The organism is Falsiroseomonas sp. RANM36, assembly GCF_056682175.1.
Genome location: NZ_JBWXTD010000003.1, coordinates 316,336 through 332,038, shown reverse-complemented (window position 1 = coordinate 332,038; position 15,703 = coordinate 316,336). Strand labels below are relative to the sequence as shown.

Annotated in this window: 15 protein-coding genes and 1 pseudogene; 6 read left to right on the top strand and 10 right to left on the bottom strand. The window is 72.9% G+C overall.

Translation table 11 applies throughout. The features are described from left to right. Positions 1-190: 190 nt before the first annotated feature. From AC1MIR_RS06380 to AC1MIR_RS06365, 4 genes are all read right to left on the bottom strand, one after another. Positions 191-967 carry an ABC transporter permease gene (locus AC1MIR_RS06380; protein WP_480027345.1) on the bottom strand — a complete coding sequence of 259 codons (777 nt, stop codon included), beginning with the start codon at positions 965-967 and terminating at the stop codon, positions 191-193. Then, positions 964-2,148, bottom strand: a complete 1,185-nt coding sequence (locus AC1MIR_RS06375; RefSeq protein ID WP_480027344.1) for an ABC transporter permease — start codon at positions 2,146-2,148, stop codon at positions 964-966. The genes AC1MIR_RS06380 and AC1MIR_RS06375 overlap by 4 nt, the downstream gene beginning before the upstream one ends. A gap of 39 nt (positions 2,149-2,187) precedes the next feature. Next, positions 2,188-3,240, bottom strand: coding sequence for an ABC transporter substrate-binding protein (locus AC1MIR_RS06370; RefSeq protein WP_480027343.1), 1,053 nt, complete (start codon positions 3,238-3,240; stop codon positions 2,188-2,190). A 99-nt stretch (positions 3,241-3,339) separates the two neighbouring features. After that, a complete protein-coding gene (locus AC1MIR_RS06365; protein WP_480027342.1) occupies positions 3,340-4,437 on the bottom strand; it encodes an ABC transporter ATP-binding protein in 1,098 nt (365 codons plus the stop codon). 108 nt (positions 4,438-4,545) lie between these two features. Between AC1MIR_RS06365 and AC1MIR_RS06360 the strand changes: the two genes are divergently transcribed. The 4 genes from AC1MIR_RS06360 (at position 4,546) to AC1MIR_RS06345 (ending at position 7,357) form a co-directional block, all read left to right on the top strand. Then, positions 4,546-4,878, top strand: a complete 333-nt coding sequence (locus tag AC1MIR_RS06360; RefSeq protein ID WP_480027341.1) for an ElaB/YgaM/YqjD family protein — start codon at positions 4,546-4,548, stop codon at positions 4,876-4,878. A 6-nt stretch (positions 4,879-4,884) separates the two neighbouring features. Then, positions 4,885-5,325, top strand: coding sequence for a hypothetical protein (locus AC1MIR_RS06355; RefSeq protein WP_480027340.1), 441 nt, complete (start codon positions 4,885-4,887; stop codon positions 5,323-5,325). Positions 5,326-5,420: 95 nt separating this feature from the next. Further along, positions 5,421-6,287 (top strand): dienelactone hydrolase family protein, encoded by an 867-nt coding sequence (locus tag AC1MIR_RS06350; RefSeq protein ID WP_480027339.1) that lies wholly within the window; start codon positions 5,421-5,423, stop codon positions 6,285-6,287. Between the two features lie 77 nt (positions 6,288-6,364). Beyond that, positions 6,365-7,357, top strand: a complete 993-nt coding sequence (locus AC1MIR_RS06345; protein ID WP_480027338.1) for an enoyl-CoA hydratase/isomerase family protein — start codon at positions 6,365-6,367, stop codon at positions 7,355-7,357. A 9-nt stretch (positions 7,358-7,366) separates the two neighbouring features. On the opposite strand, the gene AC1MIR_RS06340 is transcribed toward AC1MIR_RS06345, so the two are convergent. The 3 genes from AC1MIR_RS06340 to AC1MIR_RS06330 all read right to left on the bottom strand — a co-directional run bounded on the left by AC1MIR_RS06340 (position 7,367) and on the right by AC1MIR_RS06330 (position 10,624). Next, positions 7,367-8,335: a Bug family tripartite tricarboxylate transporter substrate binding protein gene (locus AC1MIR_RS06340; RefSeq protein WP_480027337.1), complete on the bottom strand. Its 969-nt coding sequence runs from the start codon at positions 8,333-8,335 to the stop codon at positions 7,367-7,369. 68 nt (positions 8,336-8,403) lie between these two features. Then, a complete protein-coding gene (locus AC1MIR_RS06335; protein WP_480027336.1) occupies positions 8,404-9,702 on the bottom strand; it encodes a bifunctional enoyl-CoA hydratase/phosphate acetyltransferase in 1,299 nt (432 codons plus the stop codon). A 61-nt stretch (positions 9,703-9,763) separates the two neighbouring features. Then, complete coding sequence (locus tag AC1MIR_RS06330; protein WP_480027335.1) at positions 9,764-10,624, bottom strand: glycosyltransferase family 2 protein; 861 nt, start codon at positions 10,622-10,624, stop codon at positions 9,764-9,766. Between the two features lie 194 nt (positions 10,625-10,818). Here AC1MIR_RS06330 and AC1MIR_RS06325 point away from each other — a divergent pair, with 194 nt between their 5' ends. Continuing rightward, positions 10,819-11,193, top strand: a complete 375-nt coding sequence (locus tag AC1MIR_RS06325; RefSeq protein WP_480027334.1) for a hypothetical protein — start codon at positions 10,819-10,821, stop codon at positions 11,191-11,193. 57 nt (positions 11,194-11,250) lie between these two features. On the opposite strand, the gene AC1MIR_RS06320 is transcribed toward AC1MIR_RS06325, so the two are convergent. Next, the gene (locus AC1MIR_RS06320; protein ID WP_480027333.1) at positions 11,251-12,177 is read right to left on the bottom strand and encodes a polysaccharide deacetylase family protein; all 927 of its coding nucleotides are present in this window, start codon (positions 12,175-12,177) and stop codon (positions 11,251-11,253) included. A 75-nt stretch (positions 12,178-12,252) separates the two neighbouring features. Between AC1MIR_RS06320 and AC1MIR_RS06315 the strand changes: the two genes are divergently transcribed. Then, entirely contained in the window at positions 12,253-13,488 is a 1,236-nt protein-coding gene (locus tag AC1MIR_RS06315) for a CaiB/BaiF CoA transferase family protein (protein WP_480027332.1), read from the top strand. Between the two features lie 19 nt (positions 13,489-13,507). Here the strand turns inward: AC1MIR_RS06315 and AC1MIR_RS06310 are convergent, their stop codons facing one another. Together AC1MIR_RS06310 and AC1MIR_RS06305 are read right to left on the bottom strand one after the other, a co-directional pair. Then, positions 13,508-14,932, bottom strand: a complete 1,425-nt coding sequence (locus AC1MIR_RS06310) for a M20 family metallopeptidase (RefSeq protein WP_480028715.1) — start codon at positions 14,930-14,932, stop codon at positions 13,508-13,510. A gap of 5 nt (positions 14,933-14,937) precedes the next feature. Beyond that, positions 14,938-15,703: pseudogene (locus tag AC1MIR_RS06305) on the bottom strand (M28 family peptidase); the annotation flags it as partial.

The window sequence follows — 15,703 nt, the reverse complement described above, 5'->3', positions numbered from 1 at the left end:
CGATCTCGAGCGCCGCGGGCGTCAGCGAGAAGCCGACCTGCGCCGCGCCGGCGCGCACCGCCTCGTTCAGCACCGCATTCTCGCCGATGGGCGGCCGCGGCGCCGAGCCGCGCGCGGCGGTGCAGAAAGGACATCATGCGTCTCCTGGGTTTCTTCCCCGAAGGTGCAACATGGTCCGCGCCTGGTGGCTTTACAGGTCCCGTCGCGCCGGCCGCCGCAGCCAGGCGATGGCGCCGAGCAGCAGGGCCGAGAGCAGCACCATCAGCGTCGCGGCCGCCATGATGGTCAGGCTGATCTCGTCGTTCAGCCCGGCGAACATCTGCCGCGGCAGGGTCCGCTGCGCCGGCCCGGCGAGGAACAGCACCACCACCGTCTCGTCCAGCGAGGTGGCGAAGGCGAAGACCGCGCCGGCGGCGATGCCCGGCAGGATGCGCGGCAGGCAGATGCGGAAGAAGCCGCGCCACGGCCCGGCGCCGCAGGAAGCCGCCGCGCGCAGCAGCACCGGATCGAAGCGCGCGAGCGCGGCGAGCACGGTGATCACCACGAAGGGCACGCCGAGCATGGCATGGGCAAGGATCAGCCCGGTGAAGCTGTTGGCCAGCCCGCGCGGCCCGAAGGCGAGCAGCAGCGCGACCGCGACCACGATCGCCGGCACCGCGAGCGGGGCGAGGATCACCGCCAGGATCAGCCGCTGGCCGGGCATGCGCGGATGCCACAGGCCGAAGGCGGCGGGCACGCCGAGCAGCGTGGCGAGTGCTGCGCTCGCGCTGCCCACCACCAGCGAGTTGCGCAGCGCCGGCAGCCAGAAGTCGGAGGCGAAGAAGGCCTGGTACCAACGCATCGAAAAGCCCGGCAGCGGGTAGGTCAGAAAACTGCCGGAGGAGAAGGAAAGAGGGATCACCACCAGGATCGGCAGCAGCAGGAACAGCAGCCCGAGAAGGCCGAAGGCCCACAGCAGCGCCCTCATGCGGTGCGCACCCTGTCGAAGCCGACGAGCCGTCCGTAGAGGCCGATCACCAGCGCCACCGCGCAGAGCAGCAGCAGCGACAGCGCCGCGGCCATGCCCCAGTCCACCAGGCGGTTGGCGTGGAAGCCGATGAACCAGGCGAGCATCTGGTCGTTCGGCCCGCCGAGCAGCGCCGGCGTCACGTAGAAGCCGAGCCCCTGCACGAAGACCAGCACGCAGCCGGCGCCGACGCCCGGCAGCGACAGCGGCAGCAGCACGCGCAGGAACACGCGCAGCCGCCCCGCGCCGAGCGAGGCCGCCGCGCGGGGCAGCGCCGGATCCATCGTGCGCAGCGCCGCGGCGATCGGCAGCACCATGAAGGGCAGCAGGATGTGCACCATCGCCACCAGCACCGCGAAGCGGTTCATCAGCAGCGGCAGAGGCGCCTCCAGCAGTCCCGCCCGGAGCAGCGCCGCGTTCACGATGCCCTCCTTCTGCAGCAGCACCATCCAGGCGGCGGTGCGCACGATCAGGCTGGTCCAGAAGGGCAGCAGCACCGCGCCGAGCAGCCAGGGCCGCGCGCGGGCCGGCGCGGTGGCGATCAGCCAGGCCAGCGGATAGCCGAGCGCGAGGCAGAACAGCGTGGCGGAGGCGGAGATCCACAGCGTGCGCAGCAGGATGCCCTGCCAGATCCGCTGGTCTTCCGGTGTCCGCACTATGGCGCCCGCCGGGTCGCGCCTGAGGTCGAGCGTGGCGAGCAGGCGATGGTCGGTGAGCGGACCGCCGGCGCGGGCGATCGCGCGCCATGGCGCGGCGGTGGCCCAGGCGGCGCCGGCGGACAGGATCGTCGCGCTGTCCTCGCCCGGCGCGGCGACGCGGCGGCCGGTGATCGGCAGCAGGCTGCGCATGCCGGGCAGTTCGGCATTGAGCCGCGCGGCGGCGCGCGCGATGCCGCCCGCGCCGGTGGCCGCATCCCGCCTGCGCGCCGCGCGCAGGTCCTCGGCCAGCGCGGGGAAGGCCGCCTCCGGCGGCGTGTCGCCGGTCCAGCCCTGCAGCGCGGCCAGCGTGCGCGGCAGCACGGCCGCAACCTCGTCATCGGCGACGGCGCGCCAGAGGAAGGCGCCGATCGGCGCCACGAAGCCGATGAGCAGCCCGAGCAGCAGGGGCGCGACCAGCAGCAGCGCGGCGCGGCGCGACGTCATGGCGCGGAGGCAGGCCGCGCTGCCATCGCCCGGTGCGCGCTAGCGGCTCACCCAGGCATTGAAGCGCTGGTTCAGGCGGTCGAGATTGTCGAGCCAGAACCTGTCGTCGATCTGCAGCGCCGTCTCGGCGTTCTGCGGCGCGGTCGGCAGGTTCTGCAGCACCTCGCGCGGGATCAGTGGATTGGCGCCGCGCGCCGTCACGCCATAGGGAATGCGCGGCGGCAATTGCGCCTGCACCTCCGCCTGGCCGACGAAGTTCAGGAAATCCATCGCGCGCCGAAGGTTCGCGCTGCCCCGCATCACGACCCAGGAATCGAGCGTGTAGAGGTTCTGCTGCCAGCCGATGGCGAAGTCGCGCCCGTCATTCGCATTCGCCGCGGCGATGCGGCCGTTATAGGCGTTGGTCAGCGCCACCTCGCCCGTGGCGAGCCATTGCGGCGGCTGCGAGCCGCGTTCCCACCAGGCCAGCTCGCCGCGGATGCTGTCGAGCTTGCGGAAGGCGCGGTCCACGCCGGCTTCGGTCGCCAGCAGGCGGTACACCGCATCGGGGGCGACGCCGTCGGCGAGCAGCGCGATCTCGAGCGTGGTCTTCGGGCCGCGGCGCAGGCCGCGGCGGCCGGGGATGCGCGCGGTGTCGAAGAAGTCGGCCCAGCCGCGCGGCGGCTCCCGCACGCGGCCACGGTCCCAGGCCAGCACGAAGGAGTAGAGGATGGCGCCGACGCCGCATTCATGCACCGCCTGCGGGATGTAGTTGTCGCGCCCGCCGATCGCGGCGAAGTCCAGCTTCTCGAACAGCCCTTCCTCGCAGCCGATCAGCAGCTCCTCGGATTCCACCTGCACCACGTCCCAGGTGTTGGCGCCGGACTGGATGCGCGCGCGCAGCACGCCGACGCCGCCATCCCAGGTCTCCTCCAGCAGGCGCTGGTTGCGCGCGGTCATCCAGGGGCGGAAATAGACCTCGCGCTGCGCGTCCTGGTAGGCGCCGCCCCAGGAGACCACGGTCAGGTCGCGCTGCTGCGCGCCGGCCGGAGTGCCGACAAGCACGGCCAGCGCCGCCGCGCCGATTGCCCCGATCCAATGCCTGCGTCGCATGGCGTTCCCTCCTGCGCTGGCCCGGCGCGGTGAGGCTAGAGCAGGCAACGCCCGATTGGAATCGATCGGTCGGCCTGGCGTGTTCCGGAATGCGTGATGTCAGGGCCGGGCCGGCGGCTCCGCGGCGAAGGCCCTGGCATCGGCCGCGTCCCAGCCGATGCCGACCTCGGCCCCCGGCTCCGGCAGCGGTCCCCCGACCGGGCGCTTCGCGACGATCTCGGCGCCGCCGGGCAGGGCAAGGCGCAGGCGGACATGGTCGCCCTGGAACAGCGCCTCGGTCAGCCGTGCCCGCAGGCCGTTCGCGACGCCGAGCCGCACCCGCTCCGGCCGCACCATCAGCACGCAGCGCGCCCCTTGCGCCAGCGCCGCGCCGGGACGCGCCGGCATCTCGCCGCCGCCGTCCAGCACGAGACGCGCAGCCCCGCCTTCCGTCGCGCGCAGCGTCGCGGGGATGCGGTTGTTCTCGCCGACGAAGCCGGCGACGAAGGCATCGGCGGGATCGTCGTAGAGCTCGCGCGGCGAGGCCAGCTGGCGCAGCGCGCCGCCGGCCAGCACGGCGATCCGGTCCGACAGCGTCAGCGCCTCCTGCTGGTCATGCGTGACATAGAGCATGGTCAGGCCGAGGCGCTGGTGCAGCGTGCGGATCTCGTGCTGCATCTCCTCGCGCAGCGCCTTGTCCAGCGCGCCGAGCGGCTCGTCCAGCAGCACGATCGGGGGCTCGAACACCATGGCGCGCGCCAGCGCGACGCGCTGCTGCTGCCCGCCCGAGAGCTGCGCCGGCCGCCGGTCGCCGTATCCGGCCAGGCGCACCATCCCGAGCGCGCGGGCGACGCGGGCGGCGCGCTCGGCCCGCGGCAAGCCGCGCGCCTCCAGCGGGAAGGCCACGTTCTCGGCCACGGTCATGTGCGGGAACAGGGCGTAGGACTGGAACACCACGCCGATGCCGCGCTTGTGCGCGGGCAGGCGGGCGATGTCCCGTCCTTCCAGCAGGATGCGCCCGGAATCCGGCGTCTCGAAGCCGGCGAGCAGCATCAGCGTCGTGGTCTTGCCCGAGCCCGAGGGGCCGAGCAGGGTCAGCAGCTCCCCCTGGACGACATCGAGGTCGAGCGCGCTGAGGGCGGCCGGCTGCGCCGCGCCGCGGGCGGGCGCGGGGTAGCTCTTCGACACGCGCTCGAAGCGCAGCAGCGGGCCTTGCATGGCTGGTGCAGGCTTCCCGGCGCGGCGGTGCGTGTCAACCGCCGGAACCCTCCGGCCGCCGACGCGTTCGTGGCGGCGGGATCTGACACCATGCGGAGGGTTCGGGCCATGACCCAGACAAGCGACGAGATGCGGGATCTGCGCGACCAGGCGATGGCGTCCGGCCAGCGGATGGCCGATGACGCGCGGACGGAACTGGCGCGGCTGCGCGCGCAGGTTGAGCGGCTGATGGAGGAGCGCGTGACGCCCGCCCTCGGCGAGGCGGCAGAGACGGTGGAAGACTATTCCCGCCGTGCGCGGGCGCGCTTCGAGGAGAACGCGCACGTCGTGACGGATGCGGTGCGGGAGCGCCCTCTGCTCTCCCTCGGCATCGCCGCGATCGCCGGCTACATCATCGGCAGGCTCGGCGGCACGACGACGATCTACCGCGACGGCCGGTAAGGCGCGATGCGCCTGCTCTCACTGATCCGCGTCGCCTGGGATGCGGAGGCGCTCTACCTGCGCCGCTCCGTCCAGGCGCGCGCCTTGCAGGTGGAGCTGGGCGTCGCCGCGGCGGTGTTCGCCGGGTTTCTCCTGCTGATGCTGCATGTGGCGGCATTCGCCTGGCTGACCCGGTCGCAGGGCGCGACCGGGGCGGCGCTGATCGTCGGCGCGGCCGACCTTGCGCTGACGCTGGTGCTGGCCCTGATGGCCTGGCGCTCCGGACGCGATCCGGTGGCGAAGGGTGCATTGCAGGTCCGGAACGACGCGTTGCGCCAGCTCGGCGACGGCGCGGCGCGTGCGGCGATGCTGGCGCCGCTGCTGAAGGCCCAGACCGCGAAGAAGGGCCTGTTCGGCGCTGCGGTGACGGCGATGCTCGTCGGGCTGGTGACGCGCCGCGGCAGCTGAGGTGGCGCACGGGATCAGGGCCGGCCCGCGCGGCGTGAACGCTTCCGCAATCCTGCCCGTCCATCCTCCGCGCCGTGACCGCGAGGGGATGCGCGATGCTGCGGGGACGTGCTTGGGCGGCGCTGGCCGGGCTGGCGCTGTTGGCGGGGTGCGCGACGGAACCGCCGGCGCCCGCCTCCATCGCTCCGAACCCGGCGGCGGCGCAGGCCGCGTGGTGGGCCGCCCATGTCATGCTGCCCGGCGATGCCGCGCCGCAGCGCCTGCCGGAGGCGGCGCCGCGCCTGGCGCGGCTGGAGGCTGCCGGCAGGCTGCCGGTGGTGCTGTTCGCCCATGGCTGCCGCGGCCTGGACGAGGAGGCCGCGGAGATGATGCGGCTGGTCGCCGGGCATGGCTTCGTGGCCGTCGCGCCCGATCACTTCGCCCGGCCCGATGCCCGCGCCGCCTGCCGCAGCGGGCCGATGCGCCCGATCGCCGCGCCGCGGCAGGCGCGGCGGGATGGCGGCTATGCGCGCCTGGTACCGGCCGAATGGTCGCCGCCGCCCGAGCCCACCTATGTCGCCCAGCGGCTGGACGAGGTGAGCCTCGCCCTCTCAAGGCTGCGCGCCATGCGCTGGGCGGACCCAGAGGAGATCTACCTGGTCGGGCACAGCCTGGGCCGCGGCACGGCGGATCGCTGGCCGACGCAGGGCCTCGCCGCGGTGGCGGTGCTCGGCCAGGATTGCCGCGGGGCGCGCGCCTCCAGCCTGGCCGAATTGCCGCTCGCCGTGCCAGTGCTGCCGGTGGCCGATCGCCGTCTCGGCGTCGGCGCCGAGGCCGTGCGTGCCCTGCATTGCGGCGAATTCGCCAACCGGCCGGTGTTCAGCAGCATGATGGTCGGCCTCGGCGGGACGGGCGCGGCGAGCCAGGCCGAGACCCAGCGCGCGCTGCTCGACTTCCTGCTGGGCGGGCTGCCGCCGGGCTGATCCGGGGCCGGCTTGCCGTGGCCGGCCGGTGCGTCTAGCCCCGCTCGCGCAACATGTGCGGAAAAGGGAAGCGCGCCATGGCCGAGATCGCCGAGCCGAGCATCATCGCCCGCCGCGAAGGCGCAGCCGGGACGATCCTGATGAACCGGCCGCGCGCGCTGAACGCCCTCGACCTCGGCATGATCGAGGGCATCGCGGCGGCGCTGCAGGAGTTCCGGGACGACAAGGCGGTTCGGCTCGTGGTCCTGGAAGGCGCGGGCGGACGCGCCTTCTGCGCCGGCGGCGACGTGCGGCGCATGCGGGAGCTGGCGCTGGCCGGCGACGCGGCCGGCGTCGAGGCCTTCTTCGCCGCGGAATACGCGATGAACCGCGCCATCGCCGAGTTCCCGAAGCCCTGGATCAGCCTGATCGACGGCGTCTGCATGGGCGGCGGCATCGGCGTCTCGGTGCATGGCAGCCACCGTGTCGTCACCGAGCACGCGCTGCTGGCGATGCCGGAGACGGCGATCGCGCTGTTCCCGGATGTCGGCACCTCCTTCGTGCTGCCGCGGCTGCCGGGCGCGCTCGGCAACTGGCTGGCGCTGACCGGGGCGCGGCTGAAGGGGGCGGAGGCGGTGGAGGCGGGGCTCGCCACGCATCTCGTCCCGCGCGAGAGCCTGCCGGCGCTCCGCACCGCGCTGCTGGAGGGCGACGCGGCCGCCGTCGCGCGTTCCGCGCAGCCGGTGCCGCAAGGCGCGATCGCGGCGCAGCGTGCGGCGATCGACCGCTGCTTCGGCCATGCGACCCTGCCCGCGATCCGCGTCGCGCTGGCGGCGGAGGGCACCGAATGGGCGGCGGCGCAGCTTGCGATCCTTGAGCGCATGTCGCCGACCAGCATGGCGGTGACGCTGGAACTTCTGCGCCGCGGCGCGACGATGGACCTCGCCGCCTGCCTGCGCATGGAACTGGCGCTGACCCGAACCGTCACGCGGCATCCGGATTTCGCGGAGGGCGTGCGCGCGGTGCTGGTGGACAAGGACAACGCGCCACGCTGGGCGCCGCAGGCCGACCTCGCCGCGATGTTCGCCTGATCCGCGGCGCTACAGCCTGATGTCGGCTGCCCGCGCCACCTCCCGCCAGCGCGCATCCTCGGCGCGCACTGCGGCGGCGAAGTCGGCGGGCGAGATCGGCGTGGCGATCGCGCCCTCCGCGCGCAGCAGCCGGGCGAAGTCCGGCCCGCGCAGCGCGGCGTTGGCGAGGTCGTTCAGCGTCGCGAGGATCGGGGCGGGCAGGCCGGGCGGGCCGAACAGGCCGAACCAGAGCCCGGCCTCCATGTCGATGCCGGAGTCCTTCAGCGTCGGCGCGGCAAGGCCCTCGGCGGGCTCGCCCGGCGCGGTGTAGGCGATGATCCGCACCCGCCCTTCGCGCGCGAGCGGGATGATCGGCGGCGGCGTCGAGACCAGTAGCTGCAGCTGGCCGGAGGCCAGGTCGGTCACCGCCTGGCTGCCGCCGCGATAGGGCACATGGGTCATCTGGATGCCGGTGCGCAGCGACAGCGCCTCCGTCATGAAATGCCCGAGCGATCCGACGCCGACCGAGCCGTAGTTCACCTGCCCGGGCCGCGCGCGGGCATAGGCGATCAGCTCCTGCACGGTGCGGATCGGCAGCCCGGCATGCACCGCCACGGCATTGGGCGAGCGGGCGATCTGCGCGATGGCGGTGAAGCCCTCCACCGCGTTCCAGCCCACCGGCTGGAGGATCGCCGCGGTGACCAGGATCGCGGAGGTGACGAGCAGGGTGTGCCCGTCCGGCGCGGCACGGTTCACCTGGGTCGCGCCGATCGTGCCGCCGGCGCCGCTGCGGTTCTCCACCACCACCGGCTGGTCGAAGCTTGCGCGCAGCGCCTCGGCGAGCGGCCGCGCCATCAGGTCGTTGGTGCCGCCCGGTGGGAAGGGGACGATGATCCGCACCGGCTGGGTGGGGCGCCAGGCCGGTTGCGCCAGGGCCGGGCGGGACAGGGCGAGCGTGGCGGCGAGGCTGGCCAGGGCATGGCGGCGGGGCAGGCGCATCGTCGGTCTTCTCCTCCGGCTGGCGCGCAAGGCTAGAGCCGTGCTCCGCGGCGCGGCAACCGGAAGGGTCAGTCCGTCGCCATCAGCCGGAGCAGCGCCGCCGAGGCGAGGCGGGAGGTCGCGTCGTCGCTGCGGCTGGTCAGCGCCATGGGCACGCGCAGGCCGAGCACGATCCCCGCGCCCTCCGCCCCGCCCAGATGCGCCAGCTGCTTGGCCAGCATGTTGCCGCTCTCGATGTCCGGCACCACCAGGATGTCGGCGCGACCGGCGACGCCGCTGACGATGCCCTTCGCCCGGGCCGCGGCCTCGCTCACCGCGTTGTCGAAGGCCAGCGGCCCATCCAGCAGGCCGCCGGTGATCTGCCCGCGGTCGGCCATCTTGCAGAGCGCCGCGGCGTCGAGCGTCGAGACCATCTTCGGCGTCACCGTCTCCACCGCCGAGAGCAGGGCGACGCGCGGCAGCTCGATGCCGATCGCCGCGGCCAGGCCGATGGCGTTGCGCACGATGTCCGCCTTGGCCTCCAGGTCGGGGGCGATGTTCACCGCGGCGTCGGTGATGATCAGCAGCCGCGGGTAGAGCGGCGCATCCATCACGAAGGCATGGCTGACGCGGCGCTCGGTGCGCAGCCCGGCCTCGCGCGCCAGCGCGGCACCGAGCAGCTCGTCGGTGTGCAGGCTGCCCTTCATCAGCGCGCCGGCGCGGCGCCGTCCCACCAGGGCGACGGCCGCCTCGGCGCTGGCATGGCTGTGCGGCGTGGCGACGATCTCGAGCCCCGCGAGATCGAAGCCCGCGCTCTCGGCGGCGGCGCGGATGCGCGCCTCGGGCCCGACCAGGATCGGCGCGATCAGGCCGTGGCGGGCGGCGAGCAACGCGCCTTCCAGGCTGGGGGCGTCGCAGGGATGCGCCACGGCGGTGGGGATCGGCGGCAGGTTCCGGCAGCGCGCCAGCAGGATGTCCAGCATGCGGCGCGGCTGGGTGCCGAAGGGCGTGTCGGCTGCCAGCGGCCTGTCGGGCGGGGGCGTGACCTCGGCGGTGCCCTCCAGCACGGCCGAGCCGTCCTCGCGGCGCGCGGCGCAGCGCAGCAGCAGCGCACCATCCAGGGTGGCGCCGGCGACCTCCGCCGAGAGTTCGAGCAGGTCGCCCTCCACCAGCGGCCCGGCATAGCGGAAATCCTCGCGCAGCAGGCGCGTGCCGGGGCCGGGGAAGCGGGTGACCAGCAGGCGGGTCATCAGCGTGGCGGCGGCGCGGCTGGCCAGAGCCGGGTCAGCCGAGCCGATCAGCGCCGCGACTGGGGCGAGCTCGGCCGCGGCCACGCGGTGCCGCAGCACGTGGCGCGCGCCGGGCGGGAAGGCGGGTTCGGCATCCATGCCGCGCAGACTGCGGAGCCGGCGGGGCCCCTGTCCAGCGCGGCCGCGTGACAGCGCCGCGTCAGCGGCCGGGACGGCCGCGCAGCCAGGCCAGGGTGCCGGCGATGCCGGCCAGGTCGGCGGCGAGCTTGCCGCCGCGCAAGGTCAGCGCATGGCCTGCCGCCTTGCCGGCATGGTGCAGCAGCCTTCCCAGCGCCTCCCGCCGGGCTTCCGCCGGCCCGCCGCCATGCAGCGCGGTGAAGCGCAGCCGGGACCAGGCCATGCAGCGCGCCTTCCGCCAGGTGGTCGCCAGCGCGGGCGCGGAGGAGCGGCCGCCGGCATGGGCGACGCGGGAAGCAGGCTCCAGCAGGGCGCCGCCGGCCCGGGCACAGAGATCGTCATCCTCGTAGAATAGGAAGAACGTCTCGTCGAAGCGCAGCGGGTCCGCCCGGCGCAGCAGCAGGCAGGCGCCGGAGGCGAAGGCGACGCAGGTCGGTCCCTCCGGCCAGGGCTCGGCGGTGCGGTCCCGCGGCAGCCGGCGGCGTCGAGGCTGCGCGGCGTTCCAGCTCCGGACGGGCCTGCCCTCGGCATCCAGCAGCAGGGGGGCGACGAGGCGGTGTCCGGGATGCGCATCGGCCGCCGCCAGCAATGCCGCGATGGCTGCCTCGGACAGGCGGGCATCCGGGTTGGCGAGCAGGACGAACTCCGACCGGGCGGTCTCGATCCCCATATTGCAGGCCGCGCCGAATCCAAGATTCTGTTTGTTTTCAACGATCTGAACATCGGGGCGCTGGGCGCGCGCAACGGCAAGCGTCTCATCCGGCGAGGCGTTGTCCACGATGATGACCGGAATCCCGTCCGGGCAGGCGGCGAGGAATCCGCCGATCGTCCCGGCGCTGCGCCAGGTGACCGTCACGATGGTGACGCGCGGCGCGGTCGGCATGGCGCCGCTTCGCACGGGTCGCCCCGGCCGGCAAGGCGCGATTCATACGTAACGGCTAAGGGTAGGGGCGAAAAACGCAGGTCGGCCCTGCCCAATAAAATGGCTGCAAGACGGACCTGACTGCGCTACAGGGCGCCTTTCCATGGCAAACCTTTGACGGAACTGGCTGAACGATGGGTGTCGTGATCGGGGAGGTGGCTCGGAAGCTTGGCTACCGCCCGGGAATGGCCTGCGCGGTGATCGGCAATCCGCCCGGCCTGACATTTGGTCTCCCCAGCGGCGCGACCGCGGCGGCGGACCTGATCCTGGCCTTTGCGGCCGACCGTGCGACCTTGCGCTCCGTGGCGCCGCGTGCGCTGAACCTCTACGGGATCGGCGCGCGCCTCTGGTTCGCCTATCCCAAGAAGAGCGGACCGGTGCGGTCCGACCTCGACCGGGATCATGGCTGGGACCCGGTCACCAGCGAGGGCCTGCTGCCGGTGACGCAGATCGCGCTGGACGACACCTGGTCCGCGCTGCGTTTCCGCTTCCGCGAGGAAATCCCGAAGCTGATGCGCGCCGGCGCCTGAGCGCCGGATCGCCCGCACAGCCCGATGCGCCGGGCCGGCCTTCTGCCGGCGCCGGCGCTATTCGTTGAGGCCCTTTCCCGGCCAGGGATGCGTCGCCATCCAGTGGCGCGCGATCTCGATCCGGCGCGCGAACCACACCCCGCCCTTGGCCTGCATGTGCTGCAGCAGCCGCACCAGCCCCATCGCGCGCGCCGGATGGCCGATGATGCGGCTGTGCAGGCCGATGGACATCATGCGCGGCTGGCCTGCCGCGCCTTCCTGCCAGAGCAGATCGAAGGCGTCGCGGCAGAAGCCGAACCACTGATCCGCCGTGCCGTGGCCGGAGAAGAACCGCGTGTCGTTGGTCGTCAGCGAATAGGGGACGATCAGCCGCGGCCTGCCCTCCACCGTCATCCAGAAGGGCAGTTCGTCCGCATAGTGGTCGCTGTCATAGAGGATGCAGTCGTGCTCCATCAGCAGCCGGCGCGTGTTCACGCTCGGCGCGTAGCGGCAGTACCAGCCCGCCGGCGGCGTGCCGAGGGTGCGCCGGAAGGACTCCACGGCGCGCGCGATGCGGTCGCGCTCCGTCGCCTCGTCCAGCTCGAAATGCTTCTCCCACCGCCAGCCATGGCCGCAGAGGTCGTGGCCGGACTCGCGGATCGCCGCGGCGAGCGGCGGGTTGCGCTCCAGCGCGCGGGCGCAGGCGAACATGGTCATCGGGATGCCGCGCTCGGCGAAGATGCGCAGCACGCGCCAGGCGCCGACGCGGCTGCCATATTCGAACAGCGTCTCCGCCCCCATGTCGCGGCCGCCGGGCAGGGAGGCGCGGCCATGGCTTTCGCTGAGATGCGTCTCGGTGAAGCCGTCCCCGTCCTGCACCGAGTATTCCGAGCCTTCCTCGACATTCAGCACGAAGTTGACCGCGACCTTCGCGCCGCCCGGCCACTGCGGATCGGGCCAGTTGCCGCCATAGCCGATGAAGTCGCGCTTGGTTTCCCAGGGCATTCCGCCGCTCCCGTCGATTGACCACGCTCTCTCGCGGCCCATAGCTTGGTCGCGCTTCAGGACATCGGGCAAGACATGGCAGCGCGTGTGCGCAAGACGCTCCGACACTTCGACCCCGCTGCGCGCGGCGCGCTGGACGGCGTGCGCGTGGTGGACCTCTCCCGCCTCGTCGCGGGCAATGTGCTGACCAAGGTGCTGGCCGACCACGGCGCCGAGGTGATCAAGGTGGAGCCGCCCGCCGGCGACAGCCTGCGCGCCTGGAAGGTGAAGGGCGTCGAGACAAGCTGGAAGGCCTTCTGCCGCAACAAGCGCAGTGTGTGCCTGGACCTGCGCGCGCCGGAGGGCGTCGGGATCGTGCGGCGCCTGGCGCAGGATGCCGCGATGCTGGTCGAAAGCTTCCGGCCGGGCGTGCTGGAGGCGATGGGGCTGGCGCCGGAGGATCTGCTCGCGCTGAATCCGAGGCTGGTGATCGTCCGCGTCTCCGGCTGGGGGCAGACGGGGCCGTACCGCCACAAGCCGGGCTTCGGCACGCTGGTGGAGGGCTATGCCGGCTTCGCCGCGCTGAACGGCTTCGGCGACCGCGAGCCGGTGCTGCCGCCGATGTTCATGGCCGATGCCTATGCCGGGCTGTATGGCGCCTCCGCCGGCATGATCGCGCTGCATCACGCGACGCGCACGGGCGAAGGCCAGGTGGTGGACCTCTCCCTGTTCGAGCCGATCTTCGCCGTGCTGGAGCCGCAGATGGCGAATTGGCGCCTGACCGGGCAGGTGAAGCCGCGCACCGGCAGCCGCAGCACCAACACCGCGCCGCGCAACGCCTATCGCACGAAGGACGGGCGGTGGCTGGGTCTCTCCACATCCACCCAGGGCGTCTTCGTGCGCCTGATGCACAGCATCGGAAGGTCGGAGCTCGCGGAAGACCCGCGCTTCCGCAGCAACCCCGACCGCCTGCAGCACATCGAGGAACTGGACGCGGTGGTGCGCGACGCGGTCGCGGCGCTGACGCTGGACGAAGCACTCGAGAAATTCGACCGCGACGGCGTGACGATCGGGCCGATCATGGATGTGCGCGACCTCGACTCAGACCGCTACGTGGCCGAGCGCGAGGCGCTGATCGAGGTGCCGGACGCGGAGATGCCGGACGGCCTGCTGCCGATGCACGGCGAAGTGCCGCGGCTGTCCCGCACGCCGGGCATCCTGCGCAACCCGGCGCCGAAGCTCGGCCAGGACAACGCGGCGATCCTGGCGCCGCTGCTGGGCGCGGTGGAGTTCGCGCGCCTCGCCGCCGCGGAGGTCATCCGCGGCGGCTGAGCCGGGCGGGCGTTGCGGGCTATTCGGCCAGCGACATCCCGAGCGCAGGCCTCGCGTCCGTCGGAAGCGGGCTCTGATAGGGCTTGCCGCCGGTGCGCGCATGATGGTCGGCCTTGGCCTTGGCGATGAGATCCGGGTTCAGGATCGCATCCACCGCCGTGCCGGCCATCACCTTCGCCACATGCACCATGCCGGTATGCGCCGCGTCGGTCTTGCCCTGCGCCACCACCTGCCAGGAATGGCCCGGCGTGCCGATGGCATAGGTGGCGCCGCGCGCCTGCACGGTGGGCACCTTCCACGAAACGTCGCCCACATCGGTGGAGCCGTTCATCCCGGCCCCCTTCGCGCCGAGCGGCACGATCGCGTCGCACAGCGCTTTCCCGGTTTCCGGCGTCAGCCCCTGGCGACGATAGGCGGAGCTGATGTCCTCCGGCCGCAGCGTCTTCTGGATCTCGGCGGCGAAGGCGCGATCCTCCGCCGTGAAGGGCGGCGGGCCGAGCCGCTCGAAATTGGCGTGCATCGCCTGCTCCAGCGGCGTGTTGCCGAGCAGGTTGGAGACGGCGGAGATCACCTGGGTGCTGACCGTCGTCTCCGTCATCAGCGCCGCGCCATCCGCGATCTTCCGCACCCGCGCGACGAGTCCGTTCAGCTCCTCGAGGTTCCGCGCGCGGATCAGGTAGCGCACCTTCGCGCGGGCCTGCACCACGTTGGGGGCGATGCCGCCGGCATCCAGATAGGCGTAGTGGATGCGCGCATCCGAGGGCATGTGCTCGCGCATGTAGTTCACGCCGACATTCATCAGCTCGACCGCGTCCAGCGCGGAGCGGCCGAGATGCGGCGAGGCGGCGGCATGCGCCGCGCGGCCCTGGAAGGTGAAGTCGATGCGCGTATTGGCCAGGCTGACCGGCTCCGTCACGCCGGAGAAGGAGGCCGGATGCCAGGAGATGGCGATGTCCACGTCGTCGAAGGCGCCGGCGCGCACCATGAACCCCTTGGCGGCGCCGCCTTCCTCGGCCGGGCAGCCATAATAGCGCACGCGGCCCTTGAGGTTGTTCGCCTTCAGCCAGTCCTTCACGGCAGAGGCGGCAAGCAGCGCGGCGGAGCCCAGCAGGTTGTGGCCGCAGCCATGCCCGCGCGTCTCGCCGGGGACGGGCTTCGGCTCGGCGATGCCGGCTTCCTGCGAAAGACCCGGCAGCGCGTCGTATTCGCCGAGGATGGCGATGACCGGCCCATCCTCGCCCGCCTCGCCCATCACGGCCGTCGGGATGTCCGCGACGTTCTGCGTGATCCGGAACCCTTCCCGCTCCAGCATGGCGACATGCTCGGCACAGGAGCGGTGCTCGTCATAGCAGAGCTCCGGCATGCCCCAGACGGTGTCGCTGAGCGCGGTATAGGGCTCGCGGCGCTCATCCACCAGGCGCCAGATCTGTTCGTCGTTGCGGATCATCGTCAGTGTCCCATCGCGGCGCGTGCGGCATGGAGCGCGGCGGTGGCTTGCCGCAGCGCATGGGCCAGGCGGTTGCGGGCGCGCAGCGCGTCCACCATGGCGAATTTCTCCTCGTCGGATCCGGGCGCGGTTGCGGCCAGGTCGCGCAGCGGCTGCACGGCGGCCCAGGCGGGCGTCGGCAGCGCCGGGTCGTGGCGGAAGCGGTCGCCCAGCGTGTAGTCCGCCGGCACCAGCGCGCGGGAGGCCCGCATCAGCGCGGCATTCACGGCGGCGACATCCTTCGCGCCGCCACCCGGCGCCGAGAGCGCCTGCGCCGCCTGCCGCAGCGCCGCCGCGGCCTGGATCAGCGCCGCGATCGGGAAGCGCCCGTCCAGCTTGCCCGCCAGCGGCTCCAGCTCCTTCGCCAGCGCCTCGGCGGTCGCGGCGTGGTCGAGCGGCACCACCGCATCCGTCAGCAGGCGCCAGCACACCTGCATCAGCACGCGCGTGTCGCGCACCAGGTTCGCCTCGTCGATCTTGTCGAGCAGGTCGTGCGGCGTGTGCCACCACCAGCCCAGCGCATTGCGCGCCGCGCTGTGCTTCTGCGGCTGCTCGCTGATCGAGCCGAGCATGGAGGGGATGCCAATGCCGACGAAGCTCTCGTCGGAATTGCGCGCCTTGCGCTTGCCCTTGTAGGTCTGGTTGGTGTGCGCCTGCACCGCCTCGGCAGCGAGGTGCTTCAATTCCGACATCGCGGCCGCGTTCTCCAGCACCGCGGCGCCGGCGCCG